We start from the raw sequence: 25,042 nt of genomic DNA, 5'->3' as shown, positions 1-25,042 counted from the left end.
ACTTATCCTTCCGTGCGGCCGTTGCCGCCCACCATTTCGCGCAAACCTTGCAGTCGTTGCGCCTCATCTACAACACGTTTGCTGAGTCCGCCAGAGGCGAGGGCGGCATGGATTGCAGTTTGGCGTCCAAATGCCATTCCCAGCTCGTCCGCCGTGAGGCAGCCGATGAATTTGCCCTTGTAAGGCGTGCTCAGCTTCGACTTCCCGCGCCCCGACCCGTCAGAGGCCTGGATCAGCACCCGCGCCTCTTCCTTGGCCAGCCAGTCCTTGACCCTTTCAAAGCCGGATACCGCGGCGCCTGACTTGCGCGCCAGGCTGATCAATTCAATCAGGCGGCGGACAATCTGGCGCTCAACTTCCTGTTCCAGCTCATCCGGCACCTGCACCGGCGCTTTGAAACCGCGGGCAAACAGCTTCTTCTTTACTGCCGTACCCAGAGCCTCCCGGCTGGAGGCCACATAGACACCGCGGCCAGGCAGCTTGCCCATCACGTCGGGCACGACCTGCGCGTCAGGGCTCATCACAAAACGGATGAGGCCCTGTTTGGGTTGGGACTCGCCGGTCGCGATGCATTTGCGCTCGCTTTCGCCGGTCCGGTCTTTTGTTGCGCCGCCGCGTGTCATGCAGGTCTCCTGTGCAAGGCCAAAAATCAGGCCTCGCTTTCCTCATCGCCAGCTTCTTCGCCTTCGGCTGTTTCCGCTTCCAGCTCTTCCGGATCGACCCAGCCCAGCATGATGCGGGCGGTCATCACCAGATCCTGTGCTTCTTCCAGCGACACGCCGAAAGGTTCAAGGATACCGTCATCCTTGACCCGCTCGCCGCCATCGGTGGTCCAGCCGCCGGCCAGTTCCCAGTCTGCGCAGGTTGCGAAATCTTCCAGCGACTTCACGTCATCCTTCGCCAGCGCCTCGACCATCTGCGGGGTCAGGCCTTCGAACTGGATCAGGCTGTCCTCTGCACCCAGTGCGCGAGCCGCATCCAAGGCCGCCTTGGCCTGGGCTTCCAGGAAGTCGCGGGCGCGGGCCTGCAGCTCCTCGGCTGTGCCTTCGTCGACACCGTCGATGACCAGCAGTTCGTCCAGCTCGACATAGGCGACTTCTTCCAGGTTGGTGAAGCCTTCGGACACCAGCAGCTGGGCAAAGAACTCGTCGAGGTCCAGGGTTTCCATGAACAGCTTGGTGCGCGCCTCGAATTCCTTCTGGCGGCGGGCAGATTCTTCTTCCTCGGTCATGATGTCGATGTCGAGGTTGGTCAGCTGCGACGCCAGGCGCACGTTCTGGCCGCGTCGGCCGATGGCCAGACTCAGCTGTTCCTCCGGCACCACGACTTCGATCTTGCCGGCTTCCTCGTCCAGCACCACCTTGGTCACCTCGGCGGGCTGCAGCGCGTTCACCAGGAAGGTCGGCTGATCCTCGTTCCACGGGATGATGTCGATCTTCTCACCCTGCAGCTCGTTCACCACGGCCTGCACGCGGGAGCCGCGCATACCCACACAGGCACCAACCGGGTCGATCGAGCCGTCGTAGGAGATAACAGCGATCTTGGCGCGCGATCCCGGGTCACGGGCAACGGCCTTGATCTCAATGATGCCGTCATAGATTTCCGGCACTTCCATCTTGAACAGCTCGGCCATGAATTCCGGCGCGGTGCGGGATAGGAAGATTTGCGGGCCGCGCGGCTCGCGGCGCACATCCTTGATGTAGCAGCGCACACGGTCGTTCGGGCGATAGCTTTCGCGGCCGATCTTCTCGTTGCGGCGCAGGATCGCCTCACCGGCACCCACATCGACGATGACGTTGCCGTATTCTTCGCGCTTGACCAAGCCGTTGATGATGGTGCCGGCGCGATCCTTGAATTCCTCATACTGACGGTCGCGCTCTGCTTCGCGAACCTTTTGCAGAATCACCTGCTTGGCCGACTGAGCAGCAATACGGCCCATTTCGACCGGCGGCACTTCCTCAACATAGGTCTGGCCTACTTCGGGATTTGCCATGTACTGGCGCGCCTGCTCGACGGTCATCTCGGCCTGGTAGTTTTCCAGCTCATCATCCGCCACAACTGTACGCACACGAGTAAATGTGGCGCGGCCTGTCTTGCGGTCGATCGACACCCGGATGTCCATCTCGGCGCCATAGCGGCTCTTGGCGGCGCGGGCGAGGCTCTCTTCCATCGCCTCGATCACCAGTCCGGGGTCGATCATCTTTTCGCGCGCCACGGCCTCGGCGGTTTGCAACAGCTCCAGCTGGTTTGCAGAGGTGATAGCCATTACTTGTTCTCCTCGTCAGACTCTTCGGTCTCGATTTCGTCGAATGCGTCTTCGTTCAGCGTGCCGGCCTCTTTGCGCTGGCGCAGCATTTCCTTGATCAGTTCATCGGTCAGCACCAGCTTGGCATCGCTCAGCCAGTCAAACTTCAAACCGATGGTCACCGTCTCGCCCTGATCGTCGATGTTGATCAGGACCTCGTCCCCTTCGGTGCCTGCCAGCTCACCCTTGAAGCGGCGGCGGCCGTCGACCAGCTCGGCGGTTTCCAGCTTGGCTTCGTAGCCTTCGAACATCTCGAAGTCCTTCATCCGCGTCAGCGGACGGTCGATGCCGGGGCTGGACACCTCCAGCGCGTAGGCGTCGAGGATCGGATCCTCGACATCCAGCACAGCGCTGACTGCGTTCGAGATCTGGGCGCAGTCGTCCACCTCGATGCCACCTTCAGGCTTTTCCGCCATGATCTGCAGCGTCGTCGACTTTCCGGACATCAGCCGGATGCGCACCAACTCATAACCCAGATCCTCAATCACCGGAGAGACGATCTCGGCCAGGCGCCGATCAATGGCAGCTTTGGCTATAAGGTCGTTGGTCATCTGACCTCCACTTGGGGTCGCAGGAGCACTCCTGCAAGCACAAAAAAACGGGCGCGCGGCCCGTCGATGTTCCCGGTGGAGCCTTGAGCCAGAGGTTCAACGCGCCGCTGTTGTCAAAGGCATATAGGGGGGATTGGGGAAAACTGCAAGGCTTGTGTTTTCACGAGATCCGAGGCCGTGCTAAACTCGCCACCACCGTTCCGCGATACGGCCATCATCCAGCGGCGCCCGCTGGCCCACTTTGCGCGGGATGCCGACATCGTGGCGGGCGGCCAATGCCATATCTCTGGAGGACGGGTGATACAGGAACTCACCGCGCTTCAACACCCCGCGCGGTTCCGGCAGGGCGGCCACATCGACATAACCGTCACGCAGTGCCTCAGCCCGGACCGAGGCATCCGGAATCACGATGATTTCCACCGTGTCTGCCCAGCCCGCGGTGCCGGCCTTGTAATGCCCTGCCACCTTGGAAGCTCGGAAGTGGCGATCCTCCTGGGCACGTTCGACCCGGTAGCAGCCGGTCCCAACCGCCTCAGCAAGAGGCACATGCCGTGCGCCCCGCGGAGCAATTATATGATCCGCGTCGGCCAGCAGATAAGGCAGATGCGGATTGGGCTGCTCCAGTTCCAGCAACAGCTGATGACTTCCCAACGCGGTGGCCGCTCGCACTTCTAAGCCGGTCGCACCCAGCACATTTAGAGAGGCAGCGGCATCTTCCGCCGTTAATTGTCTGCCATCGTGGAAAGTAACGCCTTCCCGCAGATCGAAAGTCCAGGCTCGTGCGTCCGGAGCGGATAGCCAGCTGGTAGCTAGTTCCCCGCGCAACAATCCATCAGGAGCGATTTCTGTCAGCGTGTCATAGACCGCACCGCGGGCGGCCTGCTCCAGCATCCCGTGCTCGCGCGGCACCGCCAGGCGCAACACACCGCCAGCCTTGGGTGATGCATTGACTGAACCGCCAGCCGCCGCAAGCAAGGCAGCAGCAGCACCAGAGGTGAACAGCGCGCGGCGGTCGATGCGCGTCATGGCACAAGCTCTCCTGCAATCCGGTCCATCGCCCGGACCAGCTCTGCGCTGATTCCCGGCTCCGACAAAGCATGCCCGGCATTGCGCACCATCTTCAACTCCGCATTCGGCCACAATTCTCTCAGGCGCCAGGCCGAAGATGGCGGGCAGATCATGTCGTAGCGGCCCTGCACGATAACACCGGGAATATGGGAGACGCGGCCCATATTGGCAAGGATCTGACCATCGTAGTCAAGGAAGCCGCCATTACTGAAATAGTGATTCTCCAACCGGGCAAACGCGCGTGCATAATCCCCTGGGCTTTCACCGCTTTGCCCGTTGGAATGAACCGACGCCAGTGCGTTTTCCCAGGCAGACCAGGCCCGGCCGTATCGCACTTCTTCTTCAAGATTGCCCGAAAACAGCCGCTTTTTGTATGCGGCTATCATATCGTTTCGCTCCGCATCCGGAATCAAGGAAACAAACTTGGCCCAGGTCTCCGGCCAAAACTTCCCTGCGCCACCGCCGTAGAACCAATCCAGCTCTGCTTTGGTCATCAGGAAGACACCGCGCAAGATGATCTGCTGTACACGTTCCGGATGAGCCTGCGCATAGATCAGTGCAAGGGTCGCACCCCAACTGCCACCGAACAACACCCAGGAGTCGATACAGAGCTGTGTTCGAATCAACTCCATATCAGCCACCAGATTCCAGGTGGTGTTATTCTCGCATGAGGCATAGGGGCGCGACCGGCCGCAGCCGCGCTGATCAAACAGGATGATTCGATAGACATGCGGATCGAAGTATCGGCGCATTGCCGGGCTGCTGCCGCCACCGGGGCCGCCATGGCAGACGATCACAGGAATTCCATTTGGATTACCGCTTTGCTCCGCATAAATGCGGTGGCCCTGGCCTGCGTCGATCATGCGCTGGTCAAATGGCTCAACCGGCGGGTAAAGATAATGCACAGCGCGCTTTTGGTCCGGGTATCTATCCATTACTGACCTTAGTGAAACGTCAGACTACAAAAGAGCACACGGAGACAGGAATGCAAGCGCCTCAATCCACAGTCGACCCTGCGGAAATCGCCAAATTCGAGGCGATGGCTAAGGAATGGTGGGACCCGAACGGCAAATTCAAGCCCCTGCATATGCTGAACCCGTGCCGGCTCGACTATATCACCAGCCAAATAGCCGGCGAGTTCGGCCGTGACCTCAGGTCGCAACGCCCGTTTGATGGGCTGCGGCTGCTGGACATCGGCTGCGGCGGCGGGCTGCTGAGTGAGCCGATGGCTCGGTTAGGAGCGACAGTTGTTGGCGCGGATGCTGCTGAAGGCAACCTGCCGGTGGCCCGCATTCATGCCGAACAATCCGGGCTGGAAATCGACTACCGCCACACCACCGCGGAAGCGTTGGCCGACGCAGGCGAGCAGTTCGACGTTGCGCTGAATATGGAAGTTGTGGAGCATGTCGCTGATCCGCTCAGCTACCTGACGGCAACCCAGCAGCTACTGAAACCCGGGGGCCTGGAAATCTGCTCAACCATCAACCGCAACCCCAAGAGCTTTGCCATGGCAATTGTCGGGGCAGAAGTAATCATGCGCTGGCTGCCGCGCGGTACCCATGAATGGTCAAAATTCATCACCCCGGACGAACTATTCGAAATGCTGCGGCAAGCCGGACTGAAACCAGTGGACCGCAAAGGTTTCGTGTTCAACCCGATCACTTGGAACTGGTCGATCTCGGAACGGGATCTCTCCGTCAACTATGTGACCGCCAGCGTGAAGCCTGGCTGACAACCCCTTCGCCAGCCTTTTCCTGCGGCGTCTATCCAAATGGATAGGCGATAATCCTTATGAACACTTTAGGCGCTGACTGACGCTTGCTATCGTCAAATAGCGGAAATGGAATATTTTCGTCTCGTTGCTGGGGCGCAAGCTCCGTAACCGAGTGATTGCTTGCCGCTTTAACGTTGGTGGATCCACCCAAAGGTAACCGGCACCGCCACTCACGGATTGATGGGGACTGATGGGAAAAAGTCGCCTGCTTGCAGGCGTCTTTTTTTATCTATTGAATCAATGATTTATAGGGCGACAAATTTTCAACCGCTCTCTTCAAGCTTGCCGCGCAGCTCTCGCAAGATTGGCAATGTTGCCCGGACCCGATCACTTCCCAGTTCCCCCACAACTTCAGAAATCACGGGAATAATTCCTGCAAGTGCAGCGTCACGGGCTTGTTTTCCCGCAGGGCTGATGGCCACCATCTTGCGCCGGGCGTCATCCCAATCGGGGCGGACATGTATATAGCCTGCCACTTCCAGCTTGTTCAGCGTGTTGGTCATCGCCCCGCGTGTCACGTGGAACGCCTTGGCCAGCTGTGCGGGCGAGCGTTCCAGCCCGGCGCGGGCCAGGTGGTTCAGTACCGAGAAATGCGACAGCTCCATCCCTTTTGGCAGCACTTTGCTGAGGCGTGACCGGGCGAGCTGGTCAGCCATGAGTATCTCGCTGAACAGCGATACCGCCAGGGAATGGGTCTCGTCCATCAGGGTCCGTCAAACTCCCGGTCGTGGGTGAGGGAAGGCACACGCCTGCGTGCTTCTGCCACTTTTTCGAGGTCGAGATCAACGTAAGTCACGCCAGGCTCCTGCCCCGCGTCCGCCAGCACCTCGCCCCAGGGGGCGACAGCCAGGGAATGGCCATAGGTTTTGCGGCTGGGCCCGCGGGAGGCCGGGTGCTTGCCGGTCTGCGCCGGCGCCAGCACGAAACAGCCGCTCTCGATCGCCCGGGCGCGCAACAGCGAATGCCAATGCGCCGCGCCCGTCACATAGGAGAACGCCGCAGGCACAGTCAGGATCTGCGCCCCGCCCTTGGCCAGTGCCCGGTGCAGACGCGGAAAGCGCACGTCGTAGCAGATGGTCATGCCAATGTTGGCAAAGGGCGTTTCCGCCACGACGGCTTTGGTGCCCGGGCGGTAGCCATCGGATTCACGATAGGTTTCCTCCGGCGTGACCTCCACATCGAACATGTGGATCTTGTCATAACGCGCGGTGATTTCACCCTGCGGGCTGATCAGGAACTGCCGGTTGGCAAAGCGCCCGTCATTGTCATGGGTCTTGATGCCCAGCGAACCCAGCAGCAGCCAGACACCGTGCCTGGCCGCCTCTTCGCGGAGGGCAGCCAGGGTCGGGTCGCCCTCCTCATGGCACAGGACACCATTCTGATGCGTCCGGCTGCCAGAGAGGCAATTGGTGACCTCGGGTGTCAGCACGAAACCGGCCCCGCCGCGCACAGCCTCCGCCATCATTGCTTTCACCGTTTCCAGGTTTTCGGCCGGAATATCGGTGGATGTCATCTGAAGCAGAGCTGCGCGCATCTTATCTCTCCGGGATCAGGCCGCCAGCAGCGGGTCGAGCTTGCCCGCCTGTTCCAGCGCGAACAGGTCGTCACAGCCGCCGACATGGGTCTCACCGATGAAAATCTGCGGCACCGTGCGGCCGCCGTTGGCGCGCTGGATCATCTCCGCCTTGCGCTCCGGCTCCTCCAGCACGTTGACTTCCGAAAAGGCCACACCCTTCTGGTTCAGCAGCCGCTTGGCCGCATGACAATAGCCGCACAGAGGCGAGGTGTAGATTTCAACCGTTTTCATTCAGGACCCCATATTCTGGTTTCGAAGGTTGTGGAGGAATTGGGGATTCATTGCAACAATTGCCAGAGGCAGGCGGACTGCCTCACGTTTGCGTGACTCGGGCCAGCACCGCCACCCGCACCTCGGCCGCGCCGGCCTGCAGGCAGGCATCGCTGCAGGCGTTGAGCGTAGCGCCCGACGTCATCACATCATCCACGATCAGTACCGCCCGCCCCTTGATCCTGCCTTTTCGTTTTGGCGGCACCGTTATTGCTGACCCCAGGAGACGATAGCGCTGATCGCGGGTTTTCCCTTCCAGCGCAGGTGTCCACCGGATGCGCCGCAGCAAGTCAGGGCAGTGGTGCAATTCGCTTTTGCGGGCCAACGCCGCGGCCAGCAAAGACGATTGATTGTACTTGCGCTTCAGCAGCCGGGTCCAATGAAGCGGCACCGGGCAAATCAGCAGATCACCTTGAAGCAGAGGCTCAGCGGCGCGGTGCAGCCAGTCGGCAGCCGTATCGGCAATTTCCGTGCGGTCGCCATGTTTCAGGGCCAGCACCAGTTTGCGGCCCTGCCCCTCGTAAAGCAGTGCAGATCTCCCCTGGCTCCACGGCCTCGGGTGGCGCAGGCAGCTGTCGCACTCCAGGCGAAACCCGTCCGTTTGCCCTGGCAGCGGAACACCGCAGCCTTCGCAAACCGTGCCGCTGATGAAATGCACGTCTGCCCAGCAGGCAGCGCACAAGCCAAAGTCACTGCTTACCAGCCCGCCGCATCCTACGCACTGAGACGGGTAGATCAGCGAAACAGCAGTTTGAATCCGTGCCGTCAGCATCTAAATAGCCCCCATGACACAAGCACCCATGCAGCTTTTCGACCGCCGCACCCTGGAAGCCCGTCGTGCACGCCGGCGGCCGGATGCCCTGTTCCTGCACCAGATGGCACGGAACGAGGCAGAGGATCGCCTAAGCTTGGTTAACAGAACCTTTACAACCCCTGCGGTGATCTGCCCTTTCCCAGAGGTCTGGGAAGGGTTTCAGCCCGAGGCGAAAATCGTTGCGGACGAGGAAGTGCTCGAACTGGCTGAAGGCGCGCACGATGTGGTGATCCACGCCATGTGCCTTCATTGGGCCAATGATCCGGTCGGACAGCTGATCCAATGCCGCCGCGCCCTGAAGGAAGACGGGCTGCTGCTGGTCATTCTGCTGGGCGGCCAGACCCTGCACGAGTTGCGCGCAGCCATGGCCGAGGCGGAAACCGTTGTGCTGGGCGGCCTGTCCCCACGGATAGCCCCGATGGGAGAAATTCGCGATCTGGGCGGATTGCTGCAACGCGCCGGTTTTGCCCTGCCAGTCGCCGATCTGGTTCCACTCACTGCCGAGTACCGGGATCTGACACACCTGGTCCATGACTTGCGTGGAATGGGAGAAACCAACGCCCTCGCCCAGCGCCTGAAGCGCCCGGCCCCGCGCACCCTGTTCCAGCTGGCCGGTCACATCTACCGAGAGCATTTCGCCACTGCAGACGGCCGGCTGCCAGCGACATTTGAGCTGGTCTGCCTCACCGGCTGGTCGCCATCGGACAGCCAGCAGAAACCCCTGCGCCCCGGCTCTGCCCAGATGCGCCTGGCCGATGCGCTGAAAGTGCCGGAAACCAAGCTCAAACCCCGATAAGTTTCCGCTATCGCTGCGCCAATGTGATCCAATTGGCCTTCTGCGCGTAAAGACAGTAGTTTCCCGCCAAACATCGAATTCTCAGCCCCACAGGACCTGCCCATGCTGGACGCCGCCCGGACCGCCAAATGCCCTGCCCACGCCCCTGCCGATCATCCCAAGATCCCGGCAGAGAAGGTCGGCATCCTGCTGGCCAACCTTGGCACGCCGGACGATTATTCCTACTGGCCGATGCGCCGGTATCTGAACGAGTTCCTGTCCGACAAACGGGTGATCGACTACCCGTCGTGGAAATGGCAGCCTCTGCTGCAGTTGATCATTCTGACCAAACGCCCGTTCTCCTCAGGTGCGGCCTACAAATCGATCTGGAACCACGACAAGGGCGAAAGCCCGCTAATGACCATCACCAAGGACCAGACCGCCAAGATGGCTGAGGTGATGAAAGCTCGGTACGGCGATCAGGTGATGGTCGATTTCTGCATGCGCTACGGCAACCCTTCGACCAAGTCCAAGGTGCGCCAGATGGTGGAGGCCGGCTGCCAGAAAATCCTGTTTGTGCCGCTTTACCCGCAATATGCCGGCGCGACCTCCGGTACTGCGAATGATCAGTTCTTCCGCGCGCTTATGGAAGAGCCATGGCAGCCCGCCGCCCGCACAATTGCACCCTATTTCGACCAGCCAGCCTATGTCGATGCCTTGGCGCGGTCGGTGGAAGAAGCCTATGCCAAGGCAGAAAGGCGCCCGGATATTCTGGTGGTTTCCTACCACGGAATGCCGAAGCGGTATCTGAAGCAGGGTGATCCCTATCATTGCCAGTGCCAGAAAACGACGCGGCTGCTGAAAGAGCGGCTTGGCTGGGATGACACCCAAATCACCAGTACTTTCCAGTCGGTGTTCGGACCAGAGGAATGGCTGAAACCCTACACGGTGGACCACGTCGCCACGCTCGCCAAAGAAGGCAAGAAATGCATCGCGGTGATCGCGCCTGCCTTCTCTGCGGATTGCATTGAGACGCTGGAAGAAATCAATGAAGAAATCCGCGAAAGCTTTGAGCATGCCGGCGGCGAGGACTTCCTCTATATCCCATGCCTCAATGACGATGACGATCACGTTGCGGCATTGGCAGGCGTGATTGAGGAAAACCTGAAAGGCTGGCTGGACTAACACGCCTCCCCAGTCCAGAAAGTATCCAATATTCAATTTCCGGACCGGCCGGAAAACGGGGAGATATTGGATGACGCTTACGCATTGGGCGGCTGCCCTCCAGGAACACTGGGGCATTGAAGCAGAATTGAGCCGCCTGGATGGTGAATACGACCTCAATTTCCTTGCCAAAAGGTCTGATGGCCAAGGCTATGTCCTCAAGGCCATGCGCCCCGGCTGCGAGGTATGGCTGGTCGATATGCAGGTAAAGGCGTTTCGGCACATCGCAGAGCGCCAGCCAGACCTGCCCTGCCCGCGAGTGATTGCTTCTCTTGCCGGAGAGACACTACTGACCCTCCAGGACGAACAAGGGCAGGACAGGCTGGTCTGGCTGCTGAGCCAGTTGCCAGGGCGTTGCTATGCCAAGTCAGAGCCGAAAAGCGATTCGCTGATCCATGAGATCGGACGGGTTCTGGGCGGTGTGTCCAATGCACTGGCGGACTTCAGCCATGAAGGCCTCGAGCGCGATTTCAAATGGGACCTGATGCGCGCAGGCTGGATCTCGGACCAGCTATTCTGCATTGAAAACCCTGCGCGCCACGCGCTTCTGCAAAAAATTTCTGCGGATTTTGCCGAGCTAGTGCCCGCTTTGACGGAACTGCCCAAACTAGCCATCCACAACGACGCAAATGATTACAACATCATGGTGGCCGGCGAATTGAACGTACCGCGGCAGGTATCCGGCCTGATCGACCTGGGCGATATGTGCGCCGCGCCGCGCGTTTGCGATCTGGCAATTGCCGCGGCCTACATCGTTCTCGACCACCCGGCGCCCGAAGCAGCTCTTGCGTCACTGGTCGCTGGCTATCACGAAGCCTGCCCACTGACCGCCGCAGAAGTGGACATGGTCTGGCCGCTGCTGAAGATGCGGTTGGCGGTAAGTGTTGTGAACTCCACCCTAATGGCCGTTGAAAACCCCGATGACCCCTATGTGACGATCTCCCAGGCGCCGGCCTGGCGGTTCCTGGAAGGCAATTCGCTGCACGGCGGGCTGCTGAATGCCCGGCTGCGCGCGGCCTGCGGCCTGCCGGTGGTCGAGGGCGCCAACCGCGTCATGGCATGGCTTAAGCAGGAACGCGGTAATTTCGCACCCCTAATGGGAGAAGACCTGGCGGATGCGCCCATGGGATCGCTGTCGGTAGAACATTCCACCTGGCCGCAAAACCCGTTTCACATGCCCGAAGAAGAAGCTGCCAAGGTCGGTGAGGAATTTGAGGATAACGGTCGAACCTGGCTTGGCTACTACCATGAACCCAGGCTGATTTACACAGATGCGGCCTTCCGCAAGGGCCCGTGGAAAGCCAGCAACCGCCGCACTGTGCATCTGGCAGTGGACGCCTTTGCTCCGGCAGGCACGGCGATGTTCGCACCATTGCGCGGCGAAGTGCTTGTCGCCGAGTACCGCAATGGGCATCTGGACTATGGCGGGGTGATCATCCTGCGTCATGAAACACCCGAAGGCGATCCCTTCTATACCCTTTACGGCCATCTGGATCCTGAGTTCCTGGACCGTTTTAAACCTGGTGATACGATCGAAAAGGGTGAAGAATTCTGCCGCCTCGGCGACCCCAGTCAAAACGGCGGCTGGGCACCGCATGTGCATTTCCAGCTGGCTCTGAGCACTGAAGGGATAGAAGCCGACTGGCCCGGGGTGGGCGATCCGGATGAGATGTGCCTGTGGCGCGCGCTCTGCCCGAACCCGGCTGCGCTGCTGAACCTGCCGGATGAAAAGGTTTGTTATCAGCCCACCAGAAAGGAAGACGTCCTGGCCGGGCGCAAGGCGCATTTCGGCGGCAACCTGAGCCTAACGTACACTGATCCCGTAATGCTGGTGCGCGGCTGGAAGCACCATTTGTTTGACGAATGGGGACGGCCTTATCTGGATGCCTACAACAATGTGCCGCATGTGGGCCACGCCCACCCGCGTATCCAGACAGTCGCTGCGGACCAGCTGAAGCGGATGAACTCAAACACACGCTATCTGCACCCTGCCCAGACCGCCTTTGCCGACAAGGTGCTGTCAAAGCTGCCAGAGAATTTCGAGGTCTGTTTCTTCGTCAATTCGGGGACTGAGGCAAACGAGCTCGCCCTGCGGCTGGCCCGCGCCCATACCGGTGCCAAAGGCATGGTGACACCGGATCACGGGTATCACGGCAATACCACCGGAGCGATTAGCATCTCCGCATATAAGTTCAACAAACCCGGCGGGATCGGGCAGGCCAATTGGGTAGAGCTTGTTGAAGTTGCCGATGACTATCGCGGCTCTTTCCGGAGGGACGACCCGGACCGGGCTGTGAAGTATGCCGGTCTTGTAAGCCCAGCGATCAAACGCCTGCAGGAAAAGGGCCACGGCGTGGCCGGTTTCGTAGCGGAAACCTTCCCTTCGGTTGGTGGTCAGATCATTCCTCCTAAGGGATATCTGCCTGCAGTTTATGAAAAAATCCGCCATGCGGGTGGTGTCTGCATCGCAGATGAAGTGCAAACCGGCCTCGGGCGGCTTGGCGACTACTATTTCGGGTTCGAACATCAGGGCGCCCTGCCGGATATTGTGGTGCTGGGTAAGCCAATCGGCAACGGCCACCCATTGGGTGTGCTTGTGACCACCAAAGCAATCGCCGAAAGCTTCGACAACGGGATCGAATTCTTTTCCACCTTCGGCGGCTCGACACTCTCTTGCAGGATTGGAAAGGAGGTTCTGGATATCGTGGATGACGAGGGCCTGCAGGAAAACGCCCGTATCCAGGGAAAACAACTGATTGAAGGCCTGAAATCTCTGGAACAGAAATATGCCTGTGTCGGAGACATCCGCGGCATGGGGCTTTTCATTGGGATGGAGCTGATCAACCCGGATGGCTCGGAAGCCACAGAGATCTGCTCTTATGTCAAAAACCGGATGCGGGACCACCGGATCCTGATCGGCAGCGAAGGCCCCAAGGACAATATCCTGAAAATACGGCCGCCGCTGACCATAGACTCTGACGACACTGGCATGATCGTCAAAACCCTGGATAGCATTCTGCAAGAAGTGGAAGCAGCCTGACAGGACTCTCAGAATCCGCTTCGGGCAACAAAAAAGGCGGTGGGAAACCACCGCCTTTTCTGTAACCGTGTATCGAAATTAGTTCGATGCAACAGCTGCGCCGACCAGAACCAGCAGCAGCAGCGGCAGCAGGATGCCGCTGGAAGAACCCTGGGCTTCTTCCACGATGACCGGCGGTTCTACAACCGGCTCGGACAGGTTGCCAGCGGTGGCGGTGGAAGCAGCAGCGGTCAGCGCAGCAGCGATAACGAGTTTTTTCATGTTAACCTCCAGAATTTGCGCGGATCAAACAACTGAACCGCGCACCCAAGACTTACCTCGTATTTTTTTCTAACCAGCAAAATCGCGGGATTGCAATTGCTTGTTATAGTTAACAGCCTAGCGCCCCGACGCGTGTCGTCAAATTAGCAACACCTGAGTGCCGACTTTTGCCAAGCTGAACAGCTCGGCGATATGCTCATTGTAGAGCCCGATGCATCCGTTCGACGACTTGCGCCCGATCTTGCGTGTATCGTGGGTCCCATGGATCCGGTAATACTTCCAACCCAAGTACAGCGCGTGGGTGCCCAGCGGATTATCCGGGCCCGGCGGAATGTAGGCAGGCCATTCCGGGTTTCGCTCGCGCATATTGGGTGTTGGCGCCCAGCTTGGCCCTTCCACCTTGCGCACGACCTGGGTACGGCCGCGGCGTGTCAGATCGTCTGACAGCGGTACCGATGATGGGAACAACTTGTAGGTGTTTTCGTCTGCGGACCAATAGTGCAGCGCCCGGCTGTCGATATCGACCAGAATCGCTCCGTTGCGCAAATTGTCGAAATATGGCCGCCAGGATTTTGCCCGGAAAGCAGAAATGTTGCGCTGAACCGGCGGTTCCGGCTCTGGCGGCGGGCGCAATGGATCATAAGCTTGCTCAACACTATCAGGTTCCTCTTGCGCCAGCGCCGAAGAGGATATCAAGGCAGCACTTCCGGCAAGGAACTGCCTCCGGCTGAAGATTTCAAATGGTTTTCGGGACATCACATCTTCCAATTTGCGCGTTCGGGATCCAAGACTGCAGCATTTTATGGCCGTAAAGCCGCAGTCGCAAATCAATCCGGCGGCCAAGTCTGCATAATTTTGCCGGCCCGTTTGCACAGTTGCCACAGGAAGGATAAATGCATCTGCGACTGATAGAGCGAGAGAGCATTATGAATCGCGTTTTTCTGCTGGTGGCTGCTGCAATTCTTACGCTGGCGGCAGCCTGCACACCGACTTCAGAATCCGGCGGATCCTACCGCATCAGGAATGCGGACAAGGTGCAGCTGCGAATGCTCGACTCGGTCAATGCGCTGCGTCAAGCAGCCGGCGCTCAGACCGTGCAGTTGAACGCAGAGCTGACAGCAGCTGCGGCCACGCATTCCCGCGACATGTCAGTGCAGAACCGGCCTTGGCACTTCGGTTCTGACGGATCGTCTCCGCTGGACCGGGTCGCCCGCGCGGGCTACGCTGGCACGCTGCTGGGTGAAAACATCTCTGAAACCTACGAGAATGAGCAGCAAACTTTGACCGCTTGGCTGGAAAAACCGGCCACTCGTGCGGTAATCCTTGATCCCAAGGCCACAAACATGGGCTTTTCCTGGTTCCAGGAGCCGAACGGCAAGATCTGGTGGACGCTGGTGATGGGCAACTAAGCCGCTGAGCTTCGCATCAAAACGGCTGCAAACAAAAACGGTCCGCCGCAACCGCGGCGGACCTTTTCTTCGGATTGGTCCCCTTTGTCAGGGCCGCAATGCGATGGGTGTGCCGTCCTGCACCATCGCATAAATCTCTTCAATTTCCTCGTTGGTTACGGCGATGCAGCCTGCTGTCCAATCATCGACCCGAGCCGCGCGCTTGCGTTCCTTAGGATTGTTCGGCTGACCGTGGATGAAGATTTCCCCACCTGGCCGCTTACCGTTGGCCTGCGCAAGAGCGCGATCCTGATTGTTGGGGTATGAGATGCCAACTGACAGGTGGTAACGGCTGTTCGGATTGCGCCGGTTGATCACATAAGTGCCTTCCGGCGTCTTGCCATCACCTTCAAACCGCTTAGGTCCGAGCGGCGCAAACCCCAAATCGACCTCGTATTCCCGCAGGATTTCATCGTTGTGCATCAGATAAAGCTTGCGTGCACCTTTATTGATCACGATCGACGTGACCTGCGGACCATCATACGCCTTGAACCTGCTCACGGTGGCGCCGGTGGAGCTGCAGCCAGCCAGCGCAAGGCTTACGGCCGCACCGATGCCAAATGCCCTTCTGTTCATGTCCCAGCCTGTATTTTTCTTTTGCCTCTATTCAGGCTTTAGCGCGAAAGCGCAGTTAAGGAAATTCACAATTTCCTGTCCTTAACCGGCGGACTGGATAGCTTTTGCTCAATCGCTTCCAGGCGGCTCAGCACCTCATCCCGGTAAGCATCAGTGCGCTCGCCCTCTTCTTCGCCGTGGGCATCCTGCATCGAATTCACAATCAAGCCGACCAAAAGGTTCACCACGGCAAAGGTCGTGACCATGATGAAGGGCACAAAGAATGCCCAGGCGTGCGGGTGCACTTCCATAACCGGGCGCACGATGCCCATGGACCAGCTTTCCAATGTCATAATTTGGAACAGCGAATAGGCACTGAGGCCGAGGTTACCGAACCACTCCGGGAAATCCTGGCCGAACAGTTTTGTTGAGATAACCGAGCCGATGTAGAAGATAATCGCCATCAGCAGAAACACCGAGCCCATTCCCGGCAACGCAGTGATAAACCCTTCGACCACCCGGCGAAGGCGCGGTGCGACCGAGATCACCCGCAGCACACGCAGAATCCGTAGTGCCCGCAGCACTGACAATCCCTGCGCGCCTGGTGCCAGCGCGATGCCGACGATCACGAAATCGAACACATTCCATCCGCTCAGGAAAAACCGCAACCGGCGTACCAGCAGCTTTGCCAGGATCTCGACAACAAAGATTGACAGGCAGACCTTGTCAATCAAGTGGATCAGCCCGCCCAACTTAGTCATCACCGACGGGGAGGTCTCAAGACCCAAGGTAACAGCATTGATCAGAATAATAGCGGTGATGAAGCGGCCAAAACGGCTGCTATCCAGAATGGCTTCCAGGCGGCGGGTCGGTGTCATCACTTGAATATCCGTCATCTCAGTCTTTCAGCGTAAATTTTGCGGCCAGCTCGGTATGGGCTGACCAGCGAAACTGGTCAACAACCTGAACCCAGTCCAGTGCGTAGCCTGCCTCAACCAGCGCCCTAGCATCACGGGCAAAGCTGACCGCATTGCAAGACACATAGGCGATCAACGGCGTACGCGCCTTGGCCAATTGCGCCACTTGCGCCTCTGCTCCGGCCCTTGGCGGGTCGATTACCGCAGCGTCAAATGCGGCGCCAAAGGGATTGAGGTCTTCAGGCAGCAATGGATTGCGGAACAGGTCGCGGGTTTCGGTGGTGACTTTTTTCAATCCCTTCGCCTTGCGCCAGCCGGTATCCAGAGCCTTCACCATAACCCGCTCGCCCTCAACCGCATGCACTTCTGCAGCTTGCGCAAGCGGCAAAGAGAAAGTGCCGCAACCTGCAAACAGGTCCACGACCCGCTTGGCCCCTGTAGTAATTTCCCGGACCGCATCCAGTAACGCCGCCTCGCCTTCTCGGGTTGCTTGCAGGAAGGCACCAGGAGGCGGGCAGACTTTCGCCGCACCGAAAGACTGCATAGGCGGCTGCTCCATCGCCACAGGTTCATCTTCCCAAGTCAGGCGAGCGATCCGGTATTTCTCGGCTAGCTTTGCAAGTTCAATTCGCAAAGGGCCGTCAAGAGGCTTGCCGTTACGCACCAGCATATCGAGTCCATCATCAGACGTGGTGAGTGTCACTGCCAGCGGCGCCTTGCGGCTGGCACCTGCCAATGCCAGCGCCTCTGCCACTGGAACGGCCGCAAGCAATTCCGGCTCCAGCAGCTGGCAGTCAGGGATTTCGGTTATCACATCCGACCCCTGACCATAAAACCCGGCCATTGCCCCCTTCTTGGTACGCCGTACGGCCAAGGTGGCTCGGCGGCGGGAGTGTGACGGTGAAGTATGGATTGGGCGGAATTCCGTCTCAAGCCCCTGCGCCAACAGCGCATTTCGCACCACATCCGTTTTCCACTTGGCCACAAAAGCATCGCTGGCGTGCTGCAGCTGGCATCCGCCGCAGGCCTTGTAGTGACGGCAAGCCGGTTGCACCCGGTGTTCCGAGGGTGTTTCAATGCGGATCTGTGTCAAGCGGCTGCCGTCGGCAATACCGCAGACAACTTCGCCGGGCAGGGTCCGCGGGGCAAACAAGGGGCCATCGGCCATGCCATCACCCTGATGGCCAAGCCGGTTGATCGTTGCTGTGGTTCTGGCTGCGTCAGTCATGACGGCTCAATAGCGCGGCGCAGGGACCAGCAAAAGCAAAATGCGCCGGCAGGATTACTCAGCCGCTGCCTGCTCCTCGTCTGTGCAGATGAAACCGCCGGACTGTCGCGCCCAGAACTGGGCGTATAGCCCGCCCCTGGCCAGCAGTTCGTCGTGGCTGCCGTTTTCGGCCACGCGGCCTTTCTCCATCACTATGATCCGGTCCATCTCGCTGAGCGTCGACAGACGGTGGGCGATGGCCAGCACCGTCTTGCCTTCCATTACCCTGTGCAGCGCCGCCTGGATCGCGGCCTCAACCTCGGAATCCAGCGCCGATGTGGCCTCGTCCAGCACCAGAATGGGCGCGTCCTTGAGAATGGCGCGCGCCAGTGCGATCCGCTGCCGCTGTCCGCCGGAGAGTTTCACCCCTCGCTCGCCCAGAAATGCATCATAGCCAGTGCGGCCCTGCCCGTCCTCCAGCTTCGAGATGAACTCATGCGCCTCAGCCTTCTGTGCTGCCGCGATCAGCTCTTCCTCAGTGGCATCCGGCCGCCCATAGAAAATGTTCTCCCGCGCCGAGCGGTTGAACATGGCGGTTTCCTGGGTGACCATGCCGATCTGGCCGCGCAGTGAGTTCTGAGTCACCTCGGCAATGTCCTGACCATCGATCAGAATCCGGCCATTCTCCCCGTCATAAAGCCTGAGCAGCAGCGACACGAGTGTGGACTTCCCTGCCCCCGAGGCCCCGACGATGCCCAGCTTCTCGCCTGGATGAATGGTCAGGTCGATCCCCTGCACCCCGCCAACATCACGGCCATAGGCAAACTCCACCTGTTCAAAGACGATCTCGCCTTCGCTGACCTGCAGCGGTTTGGCATCGGGCTTGTCCTCAACCCGGTCGCGGACCGACAGAGTCTTCATGCCGTTCTCGATCTCGCCCACGTTGGAATAGATCGCCATCAGCGTAAAGCTGACCCAGCCGGTCATCTGGGCGATGCGGATCGAGACCGCGCCGGCCGCCACGATGTCGCCTTCGGTCGCCGTGCCCAACTGCCACAGAAACAGCGTCGCGCCGATCAGCAGCACCGGCAGTACGCCCGCCAGGCACATCAGAGAGAAGCGGAAGCTGGCGGAGAGGTAGCCGAAATGAAGCGACTTGTCGCGAAACCGCACCATGGCGTCCTGAGCGGTACGTTCCTCGTGATCGGCATGTGCAAACAGCTTCACCGTCTTGATGTTGGTGATCGAGTCGACCACCTGTCCGGTCACCATCGCCCGGGCCCCGGCCCGCGCCCCGGAGCGTTTGCGGATGCGCGGCAGGAACCAGCGGATCAGTGCGAAATAGGCGATCAGCCAGACCAGAAACACGCCGGTGATGCGCCAGTCAATAGAGCCTAACAAGGCCAATGAGCCCGCAAGAGACGCCAGCGCAAAGGCCACCACATTGATCATCTCAGTGGTCACGGAGGTGACGGCGGTTGCCGTTTGCATCTGTTTCTGAGCGATCCGGCCGGCAAAATCATCGTCAAAGAAACGCACCGACTGACCCAATGTCCAGCGGTTCAGCCGCGACAGCACCAGCGGGTTCACATTCGGCTGCACCACGATGGCGTTGGAGGCCGCAGACAAGCCGAACAGTACGGGGCGCACAAGGAGGAAGAAACCCAGCGCCAATGCAATCACCGCCACATTGCCGGCCGAGAAGAACTGCTCCGGCCCGCTGGCGATGGCGGTGTCGATGACTATCCCCAGGATAAAGGCGGTGCCCGCTTCCATCCCGCCGGCCAGGGCCGAAAACGCAGCCGCCATGAACAGCATCGGCCAGGCACCGGCCAAGCACCAGCGCAGGAACGCCCCCAGCCGCTGCGGCGGCGGGCCCTCGGCGGGGCGGAAGGCGTCGATCAGGTTGCCTATGTTCATTCTGCTGCCTCGATGTTCAGGAAGCCGCCGGACTGGCGCGCCCAGAGCTGTGCGTAAAGCCCCTGCGCCTCCAATAGCGCCTCATGCGAGCCTTCTTCAACTATACGGCCCTGATCCATCACCAGGATACGGTCCATCTGCGCGATGGTGGACAGCCTATGTGCAATGGCAATCACCGTCTTGCCCTGCATCATGCCATAAAGCGTCTCCTGAATGGCGGCTTCCACTTCGGAGTCCAGCGCCGAGGTTGCCTCGTCCAGCACCAGGATCGGCGCGTCCTTCAGGATCACCCGCGCCAGCGTCACCCGCTGGCGCTGGCCGCCGGACAGCTTCACACCGCGTTCGCCCACATGGGCGTCATAACCCTTGCGCCCCTGCGGGTCCTCCAGATCCAGAATGAACTCATGCGCCTGCGCCTGCTTGGCAGCGGCGATCATCTGTTCCTCTGTGGCATCCGGACGTCCATACAGCAGGTTGTCCCGCACGGAACGGTGCATCAGCGCGCTGTCCTGCTGAACCATGCCGATACGGCTGCGCAAGCTGTCCTGTGTCACGGCCCGGATGTCCTGGCCGTCAATCAGGATCTGGCCGCTCTCGGCGTCGTAGAATCGCAAGAGCAGCTTCACCAAGGTCGACTTGCCAGCGCCAGAGCGTCCGATCAGACCGATCTTCTCCCCCGGCTGGATGGTCAGGCTGATCTTGTCGAGCCCGCCTGCCTCACGCCCGTAATGATGCGAGAGGTTGCGCAGTTCGATCTCTCCCTTGGTCAGCTTCAGCGGTTCCGCATTGGCGGCGTCCACCAGGTCGATGGGCTGGGCAATGGTCTCCATGCCCTCGGCCACGACACCCAGCTGGCGGAAGAAGGAGGTCAGCGCCCACATGATCCAGCCGGTCATTGCATTCAGCCGCAGGGTCAGCGCCGTGGCTGCCGCCACCAGCCCCACCGAGGCCGTGCCCTGCATCCACAGCATCACCGCCCAGCCGACCACCCCAACGATCAGCAGCCCGTTCAGCGTGACCAGCGTGGCATCCATGATGGTGAAGATGCGCATCTCCGTCTGGAACGTCTTGCGGGTGTTCTCGATCGCATCGCGGGCATAGGTCAGCTCCCGGTCGTGATGGGCAAACATCTTGACCGAGTGGATGTTCGAATAACTGTCGACCACCCGCCCCGTCACGGTAGAGCGCGCGTCGGACGACGCCTGGCTAGCCGGGCCGACCCGCTTGACCGTCCACATCACCAAGAGTGCGTAGAGGACAAACCAGACCGCCAGCGGCAGCATCAGCCGCACATCGGCAACCCACAGCAGCACTGCCGCGCCCACCAGGTAGGCCAGCGAGAAGGTGATGGCGTCAAACACCTGAAAGACCACCTCACCTGCGGCGGGCGGGGTCTGCATGATCCGGTTGGCAATCCGGCCGGCAAAATCGTTCTCGAACCAGCCCACCGACTGGCGCAGCACGTGCTTGTGCGCCCGCCAGCGGATCAGGGTGCCATAGTTCGGCAGGATGGCGTTGTTCAGTAGCGCGACGTCCAGCAGCTGGATCACCGGACGCAGCAGCAGGATGAACAGGGCTACCAGGATCAGTTCGGTACCATGCGCCTCCCAGACCTCGGACGGGGTGCCCGACATCAGGTCGACGATGCGGCCCATGTAGTAAATCAGCCCAACCTCAATCCCGGCGACCACGACCGACATCAGCGCAGTCAGAATAAAGACGCTTTTGAACGGTTTGGAATAGTCGCGCAGGACCGGCCACAGCCGCGTCGGCGGCGTGTTGGTTTCCGGGTAGGCGCAATATGGATCAATGAGGTTTTCAAAAAAGCGAAACATGCGGGTGCTCCAGGAGTTCGAGCAAATCGGAAAACAGATGAAGACAGCGGGCCGCCCAAGGCTCCCACGTCAAACGGGGCAAGGTCTCAGGCGTTAGAGAAACCAGATCCCGTAATACATCAGCATTCCTCCGTCATGTGGTGGCTGCCCTACGGGTACGCAAGATTTGCCGTTTTGTCACCCCCCAAGGTTGTGACGCTGCTGACATCCCTTGTCAGCGCAAGGAGTCCAGCAGTTCCCCGCGGCTAAGGCTGAAACCCGACGCAATCCAGTCGGCTTCCATTTTTTTCAACGCCGCGCCCAGCTCCGGCCCCTTCAAATCCGGCAAAAGATCCCGCGCTTTCACCGGGAGCTTGGCATTGGCGCCGAGCTCAATATCAGTCTCTAAACTTAGGGAAAGCGGCTGTTCCAGCAGGGCAGCGCGCAGCAGAAGCGCATCCAGCGCTTTCTCCGCACCCAACCGGTACCCCAGCTCCCCTGCCCCCGCAGTACCAACGGCCGCTTCCCGGATTGCTTCCAGATGAAAGGCCTGGGCCTTGCTCAGACGCAGCGCCTTCTGCAGATCCTCCCCGCCCAGCGCGGCAAGACGGCGGATGCCGGAGGCCACCCGGCCTGTCTCCAGGTGAATCAGCGGCGCAAGGGAACGGTCATCGGCCCCAGGCAGAATCTGTCCCAGGACGCCAGCCTGCCGCATTGCTGCAACCGAGGGTGCCGGATCGGGTGCTGCGAGCAGTTTCAACAGCTCCGCCCCCACGCGCTCTTTGGACAGCGAGGCCAGCCCGTCCAGGTTGGCTGCAATCGCTGCCAGCGCATCCGCGTCGAAACCCTCTGCGTAATCGCCGTACCAGGCATGAAAGCGGAAATATCGCAAGCTGCGCAGGTAGTCCTCGCGGATCCGGTTTTCCGCGGTGCCGATAAAGCGCACCCGGCGCCTGTTAAGGTCCGCCAGCCCGCCCAGCGGATCGACGACTTCGCCATCCGGGCGGGCATAGATCGCATTCATTGTGAAATCGCGGCGGCGGGCGTCTTCGGCGATATTGGTTGAAAACGCGACCACGGCCCGGCGGCCATCGGTCGCCACATCCTTGCGGAAGGTGGTGATCTCATGCGGGATGCCGTTCTTGACCAGCGTCACGGTGCCGTGGTCGATCCCGGTCGGCACCGCCTTGATCCCAGCGCGGGCGGCCAGCTCCATCACCTGCTCCGGCCGCGCGTCAGTAGCCAAGTCCATATCGGAAACCGGTTCACCTAGCAGCGCATTGCGTACGCAGCCCCCAACGAACAGCACTTTCGCGCCATCCGCAGCGACGGCGCTGCATACTGCCTGCGTTGCCGAGTTATTCAGCCATGGCTGATCTAGCCGCATTCCCCCTCCATCCGTACCGCGAGCCCACGCAGAATTCGTGCGGTTGCACCCCATATGTAGTATGGGCCGTAGGGCACGGTATAATACCGGCGGCGGATCCCGCGCCAGCGGCGGGACTCGATAATGTAGTTTTCTGCTTCCAGAACATGCTCCAGCGGAACCGAAAACACCTCCGCGACCTCACCTTTTTCGGGACGCTCGTCGAAACGGTCATGGATCAGCGCAACAACTGGCGTCACGGAGAAACCAGTTACAGTTTCATGCTCTGGCAGGCAGCCGACAATCTGGGGCAGATCCTGTGGCAGGCCAATCTCTTCCCACCCCTCCCGCAACGCTGCAGCACTTGCATCCTTGTCACCTGCGTCCACCTTGCCGCCAGGAAAGGCGATCTGTCCGGGATGATGCTTCAGCGCCGAGGAGCGCTTGGTCAGGATCAGGCGCGGCGCACCCGAGGCAATCGTAACCGGTACCAGCACACCGGCCGGGCGCAGCTTGCGCCCAGCTGGCAGCACGGTGCCAGGATTCAGGTCGAAATCGGAAGAGCCGCCGCCTTGGCGATTCAGCGCAGCGGCAATCCGGTCCGTCAGATCCCCGGCAGCTTCATTCACTGGGTGGGTTTTCCGCATCAAACCCCACGCTTGCCGGGTCTAGATCGTAGTGCGCACCGCAGAACTGGCAGTCTGCTGTCACCCGCCCATCTTCTGTAGTCATCTTCTCAATATCCTTGGCAGAGTAGATCGAAAGGCTTTGCCGCACCCGATCCTCCGAGCAGGTGCAGCCAAAGCGCACCGGTTGGGTATCATAAACCCGCGGTTGTTCCTCGTGAAACAACCGGATCAAGAGATCCGTGGGCGTGACCGACGGGCCGATCAGTTCCAAATCCTCAACCGTGCTAAGCAATGTGGTGGCCCGGTTCCAGTTCTCTTCCTCATCTCCGGTAACCAGATCGCTTGCCTGCAGGACTTCACCGGATCCTTCGCCTTGTGCCGCAAACGGGGACGCCTTCGGCATACTTTGCAGCATAATGCCCCCCGCACGCCAATGCTCCGCCACACCCGGTTCGGCGGATTTTCCAAAGCTCAGCTTGAACATGGTTGGCAGCTGCTCGGATTGTGCAAAATAGGCCTCTGCACAGGCGCGCAGCGATCCGCCAGACAACGGTGTAATGCCTTGGTAGGGGTGAGTGCCATTACCCTGATCAATCATAATGGCGAAATACCCCTCACCGACCTGATCAAAGGGTTTGCTGTCCGTGAGCCTGTCGCGGTCAAAACTCGCATAAGCGCGGATTTGGCCGATCTCACCTTCCTTCTGCGGCGCATAGTAGTCGGTCGCTATCATCCGTACCGCGCCCTTGGACTGCACCTGCAGCGACAGCTTCCAGCGCAGCGAAATCGTCTGGCCGATCAGTGCTGTGAGCAGGGCCATCTCGGCCACCAGTGCCTCGACAACCGGCGGGTAATCATGCTGTTTCAGAATACCATCCAGCACACCGTCCAGCCGCGCCACGCGGCCGCGCATGTCGGATGCATCAAGCTGGAAGGGCAGGACGGTATCGTCCCACGCGATTTTCGAACCAAGAGTCATGGGGTTTCCTTACGCGCCGGGGATTGGCATACCGGGGCTATATAGGAGAAACGACACCAGAGTGAAGGGGGCGGCCAGTGATCAGACGTTTTGGCGACACGCCTCAGAAGGGACGGAACTACCGGATGCGGCCCGGCGCCTATGCTTTGCTGCCACGTGACGGCAAACTGTTGATTACCTGTCAGTATGATCCGCATCCCGATCTGCAGCTTCCGGGCGGTGGTATCGATCCAGGCGAATCGCCGATACCAGCTTTACATCGCGAAGTTTTTGAGGAAACCGGCTGGAAAATCTCATCTCCGCTTAAACTGGGTGTCTTCAGGCGGTTTGCCTATATGCCGGAATACGACCTTTGGGCAGAAAAGCTGTGCCACATCTATGTGGCCCGCCCGCTGCGCAGAATCGGCCCGCCGTCAGAAGAAGGACATGAGGCCCTGTGGATCGACCCTCTGGAAGCTGTCGCCAAACTGGGAAATGCCGGCGACCGGCACTATGCAGCAAAGTTGGCTGCCCGAATGCGGCCAGGGCGCTAGCAGCAGACTTAAACAC

25 protein-coding genes are annotated in these 25,042 nt (G+C 60.0%); 6 read left to right on the top strand and 19 right to left on the bottom strand.

Features of this window, described 5'->3' with window-relative positions; genetic code table 11:
• Positions 1-2: 2 nt before the first annotated feature.
• The 5 genes from GKC28_RS04125 to pip all read right to left on the bottom strand — a co-directional run bounded on the left by GKC28_RS04125 (position 3) and on the right by pip (position 4,859).
• Entirely contained in the window at positions 3-623 is a 621-nt protein-coding gene (locus GKC28_RS04125) for an RNA-binding protein (protein ID WP_174145309.1), read from the bottom strand.
• A gap of 26 nt (positions 624-649) precedes the next feature.
• Positions 650-2,266 (bottom strand): transcription termination factor NusA, encoded by a 1,617-nt coding sequence (gene nusA / locus GKC28_RS04120; RefSeq protein ID WP_174145307.1) that lies wholly within the window; start codon positions 2,264-2,266, stop codon positions 650-652.
• On the bottom strand, positions 2,266-2,856 hold the full coding sequence (gene rimP, locus GKC28_RS04115; RefSeq protein WP_174145305.1) for a ribosome maturation factor RimP: 591 nt from the start codon (positions 2,854-2,856) through the stop codon (positions 2,266-2,268). Before rimP ends, nusA begins: the two co-directional genes overlap by 1 nt.
• A gap of 180 nt (positions 2,857-3,036) precedes the next feature.
• Entirely contained in the window at positions 3,037-3,882 is an 846-nt protein-coding gene (locus GKC28_RS04110) for an ABC transporter substrate-binding protein (RefSeq protein WP_174145303.1), read from the bottom strand.
• Positions 3,879-4,859, bottom strand: coding sequence for a prolyl aminopeptidase (gene pip / locus GKC28_RS04105; protein WP_174145301.1), 981 nt, complete (start codon positions 4,857-4,859; stop codon positions 3,879-3,881). Before pip ends, GKC28_RS04110 begins: the two co-directional genes overlap by 4 nt.
• A 50-nt stretch (positions 4,860-4,909) precedes the next feature.
• On the opposite strand from pip, the gene ubiG reads away from it, so the two are divergent.
• Positions 4,910-5,656, top strand: a complete 747-nt coding sequence (gene ubiG, locus GKC28_RS04100) for a bifunctional 2-polyprenyl-6-hydroxyphenol methylase/3-demethylubiquinol 3-O-methyltransferase UbiG (RefSeq protein ID WP_174145299.1) — start codon at positions 4,910-4,912, stop codon at positions 5,654-5,656.
• Between the two features lie 305 nt (positions 5,657-5,961).
• Here the strand turns inward: ubiG and GKC28_RS04095 are convergent, their stop codons facing one another.
• The 4 genes from GKC28_RS04095 to GKC28_RS04080 all read right to left on the bottom strand — a co-directional run bounded on the left by GKC28_RS04095 (position 5,962) and on the right by GKC28_RS04080 (position 8,316).
• Complete coding sequence (locus GKC28_RS04095) at positions 5,962-6,402, bottom strand: MarR family winged helix-turn-helix transcriptional regulator (RefSeq protein ID WP_019295272.1); 441 nt, start codon at positions 6,400-6,402, stop codon at positions 5,962-5,964.
• The gene (locus GKC28_RS04090; RefSeq protein ID WP_174145297.1) at positions 6,402-7,232 is read right to left on the bottom strand and encodes a carbon-nitrogen hydrolase family protein; all 831 of its coding nucleotides are present in this window, start codon (positions 7,230-7,232) and stop codon (positions 6,402-6,404) included. The genes GKC28_RS04095 and GKC28_RS04090 overlap by 1 nt, the downstream gene beginning before the upstream one ends.
• A gap of 15 nt (positions 7,233-7,247) precedes the next feature.
• Positions 7,248-7,505 (bottom strand): glutaredoxin 3, encoded by a 258-nt coding sequence (grxC, locus tag GKC28_RS04085; protein ID WP_174145295.1) that lies wholly within the window; start codon positions 7,503-7,505, stop codon positions 7,248-7,250.
• An 82-nt stretch (positions 7,506-7,587) separates the two neighbouring features.
• Complete coding sequence (locus GKC28_RS04080; RefSeq protein WP_174145293.1) at positions 7,588-8,316, bottom strand: ComF family protein; 729 nt, start codon at positions 8,314-8,316, stop codon at positions 7,588-7,590.
• A 13-nt stretch (positions 8,317-8,329) separates the two neighbouring features.
• On the opposite strand from GKC28_RS04080, the gene GKC28_RS04075 reads away from it, so the two are divergent.
• The 3 genes from GKC28_RS04075 to GKC28_RS04065 all read left to right on the top strand — a co-directional run bounded on the left by GKC28_RS04075 (position 8,330) and on the right by GKC28_RS04065 (position 13,397).
• A complete protein-coding gene (locus GKC28_RS04075) occupies positions 8,330-9,154 on the top strand; it encodes a methyltransferase domain-containing protein (RefSeq protein WP_174145291.1) in 825 nt (274 codons plus the stop codon).
• Between the two features lie 102 nt (positions 9,155-9,256).
• The gene (gene hemH / locus GKC28_RS04070; RefSeq protein WP_174145289.1) at positions 9,257-10,318 is read left to right on the top strand and encodes a ferrochelatase; all 1,062 of its coding nucleotides are present in this window, start codon (positions 9,257-9,259) and stop codon (positions 10,316-10,318) included.
• A 70-nt stretch (positions 10,319-10,388) separates the two neighbouring features.
• Positions 10,389-13,397 carry an aminotransferase class III-fold pyridoxal phosphate-dependent enzyme gene (locus tag GKC28_RS04065; protein WP_174145286.1) on the top strand — a complete coding sequence of 1,003 codons (3,009 nt, stop codon included), beginning with the start codon at positions 10,389-10,391 and terminating at the stop codon, positions 13,395-13,397.
• Between the two features lie 78 nt (positions 13,398-13,475).
• Here the strand turns inward: GKC28_RS04065 and GKC28_RS04060 are convergent, their stop codons facing one another.
• Positions 13,476-13,658 (bottom strand): hypothetical protein, encoded by a 183-nt coding sequence (locus tag GKC28_RS04060; RefSeq protein ID WP_024092111.1) that lies wholly within the window; start codon positions 13,656-13,658, stop codon positions 13,476-13,478.
• A gap of 138 nt (positions 13,659-13,796) precedes the next feature.
• On the bottom strand, positions 13,797-14,414 hold the full coding sequence (locus GKC28_RS04055; RefSeq protein ID WP_174145283.1) for a L,D-transpeptidase: 618 nt from the start codon (positions 14,412-14,414) through the stop codon (positions 13,797-13,799).
• Positions 14,415-14,584: 170 nt separating this feature from the next.
• Between GKC28_RS04055 and GKC28_RS04050 the strand changes: the two genes are divergently transcribed.
• A complete protein-coding gene (locus GKC28_RS04050) occupies positions 14,585-15,067 on the top strand; it encodes a CAP domain-containing protein (protein WP_174145378.1) in 483 nt (160 codons plus the stop codon).
• A gap of 87 nt (positions 15,068-15,154) precedes the next feature.
• Here the strand turns inward: GKC28_RS04050 and GKC28_RS04045 are convergent, their stop codons facing one another.
• The 8 genes from GKC28_RS04045 to GKC28_RS04010 form a co-directional block, all read right to left on the bottom strand.
• Complete coding sequence (locus GKC28_RS04045; RefSeq protein WP_174145280.1) at positions 15,155-15,682, bottom strand: murein L,D-transpeptidase family protein; 528 nt, start codon at positions 15,680-15,682, stop codon at positions 15,155-15,157.
• 65 nt (positions 15,683-15,747) lie between these two features.
• On the bottom strand, positions 15,748-16,557 hold the full coding sequence (locus tag GKC28_RS04040; protein WP_174145278.1) for an ion transporter: 810 nt from the start codon (positions 16,555-16,557) through the stop codon (positions 15,748-15,750).
• A gap of 1 nt (position 16,558) precedes the next feature.
• Positions 16,559-17,806: a class I SAM-dependent RNA methyltransferase gene (locus GKC28_RS04035; RefSeq protein WP_174145275.1), complete on the bottom strand. Its 1,248-nt coding sequence runs from the start codon at positions 17,804-17,806 to the stop codon at positions 16,559-16,561.
• Positions 17,807-17,860: 54 nt separating this feature from the next.
• The gene (locus GKC28_RS04030) at positions 17,861-19,705 is read right to left on the bottom strand and encodes an ABC transporter ATP-binding protein (RefSeq protein WP_174145273.1); all 1,845 of its coding nucleotides are present in this window, start codon (positions 19,703-19,705) and stop codon (positions 17,861-17,863) included.
• Positions 19,702-21,540, bottom strand: a complete 1,839-nt coding sequence (locus GKC28_RS04025) for an ABC transporter ATP-binding protein (protein WP_174145270.1) — start codon at positions 21,538-21,540, stop codon at positions 19,702-19,704. The genes GKC28_RS04030 and GKC28_RS04025 overlap by 4 nt, the downstream gene beginning before the upstream one ends.
• 214 nt (positions 21,541-21,754) lie before the next feature.
• The gene (locus GKC28_RS04020; protein ID WP_174145267.1) at positions 21,755-22,906 is read right to left on the bottom strand and encodes a CCA tRNA nucleotidyltransferase; all 1,152 of its coding nucleotides are present in this window, start codon (positions 22,904-22,906) and stop codon (positions 21,755-21,757) included.
• The gene (locus GKC28_RS04015; RefSeq protein ID WP_174145265.1) at positions 22,897-23,532 is read right to left on the bottom strand and encodes a CoA pyrophosphatase; all 636 of its coding nucleotides are present in this window, start codon (positions 23,530-23,532) and stop codon (positions 22,897-22,899) included. The genes GKC28_RS04020 and GKC28_RS04015 overlap by 10 nt, the downstream gene beginning before the upstream one ends.
• Positions 23,507-24,493: an Hsp33 family molecular chaperone HslO gene (locus tag GKC28_RS04010; protein WP_174145263.1), complete on the bottom strand. Its 987-nt coding sequence runs from the start codon at positions 24,491-24,493 to the stop codon at positions 23,507-23,509. Before GKC28_RS04010 ends, GKC28_RS04015 begins: the two co-directional genes overlap by 26 nt.
• Before the next feature lie 77 nt (positions 24,494-24,570).
• On the opposite strand from GKC28_RS04010, the gene GKC28_RS04005 reads away from it, so the two are divergent.
• Positions 24,571-25,026, top strand: coding sequence for an NUDIX hydrolase (locus GKC28_RS04005; RefSeq protein WP_174145261.1), 456 nt, complete (start codon positions 24,571-24,573; stop codon positions 25,024-25,026).
• Positions 25,027-25,042 lie beyond the last annotated feature (16 nt).

Source organism: Leisingera sp. ANG59 (assembly GCF_013317235.1).
In the GTDB taxonomy this organism is placed as follows: Bacteria; Pseudomonadota; Alphaproteobacteria; order Rhodobacterales; family Rhodobacteraceae; genus Leisingera.
The sequence above is the reverse complement of the archived record's forward strand: the minus strand, read 5'-3'. Positions and strand labels throughout refer to the sequence as shown.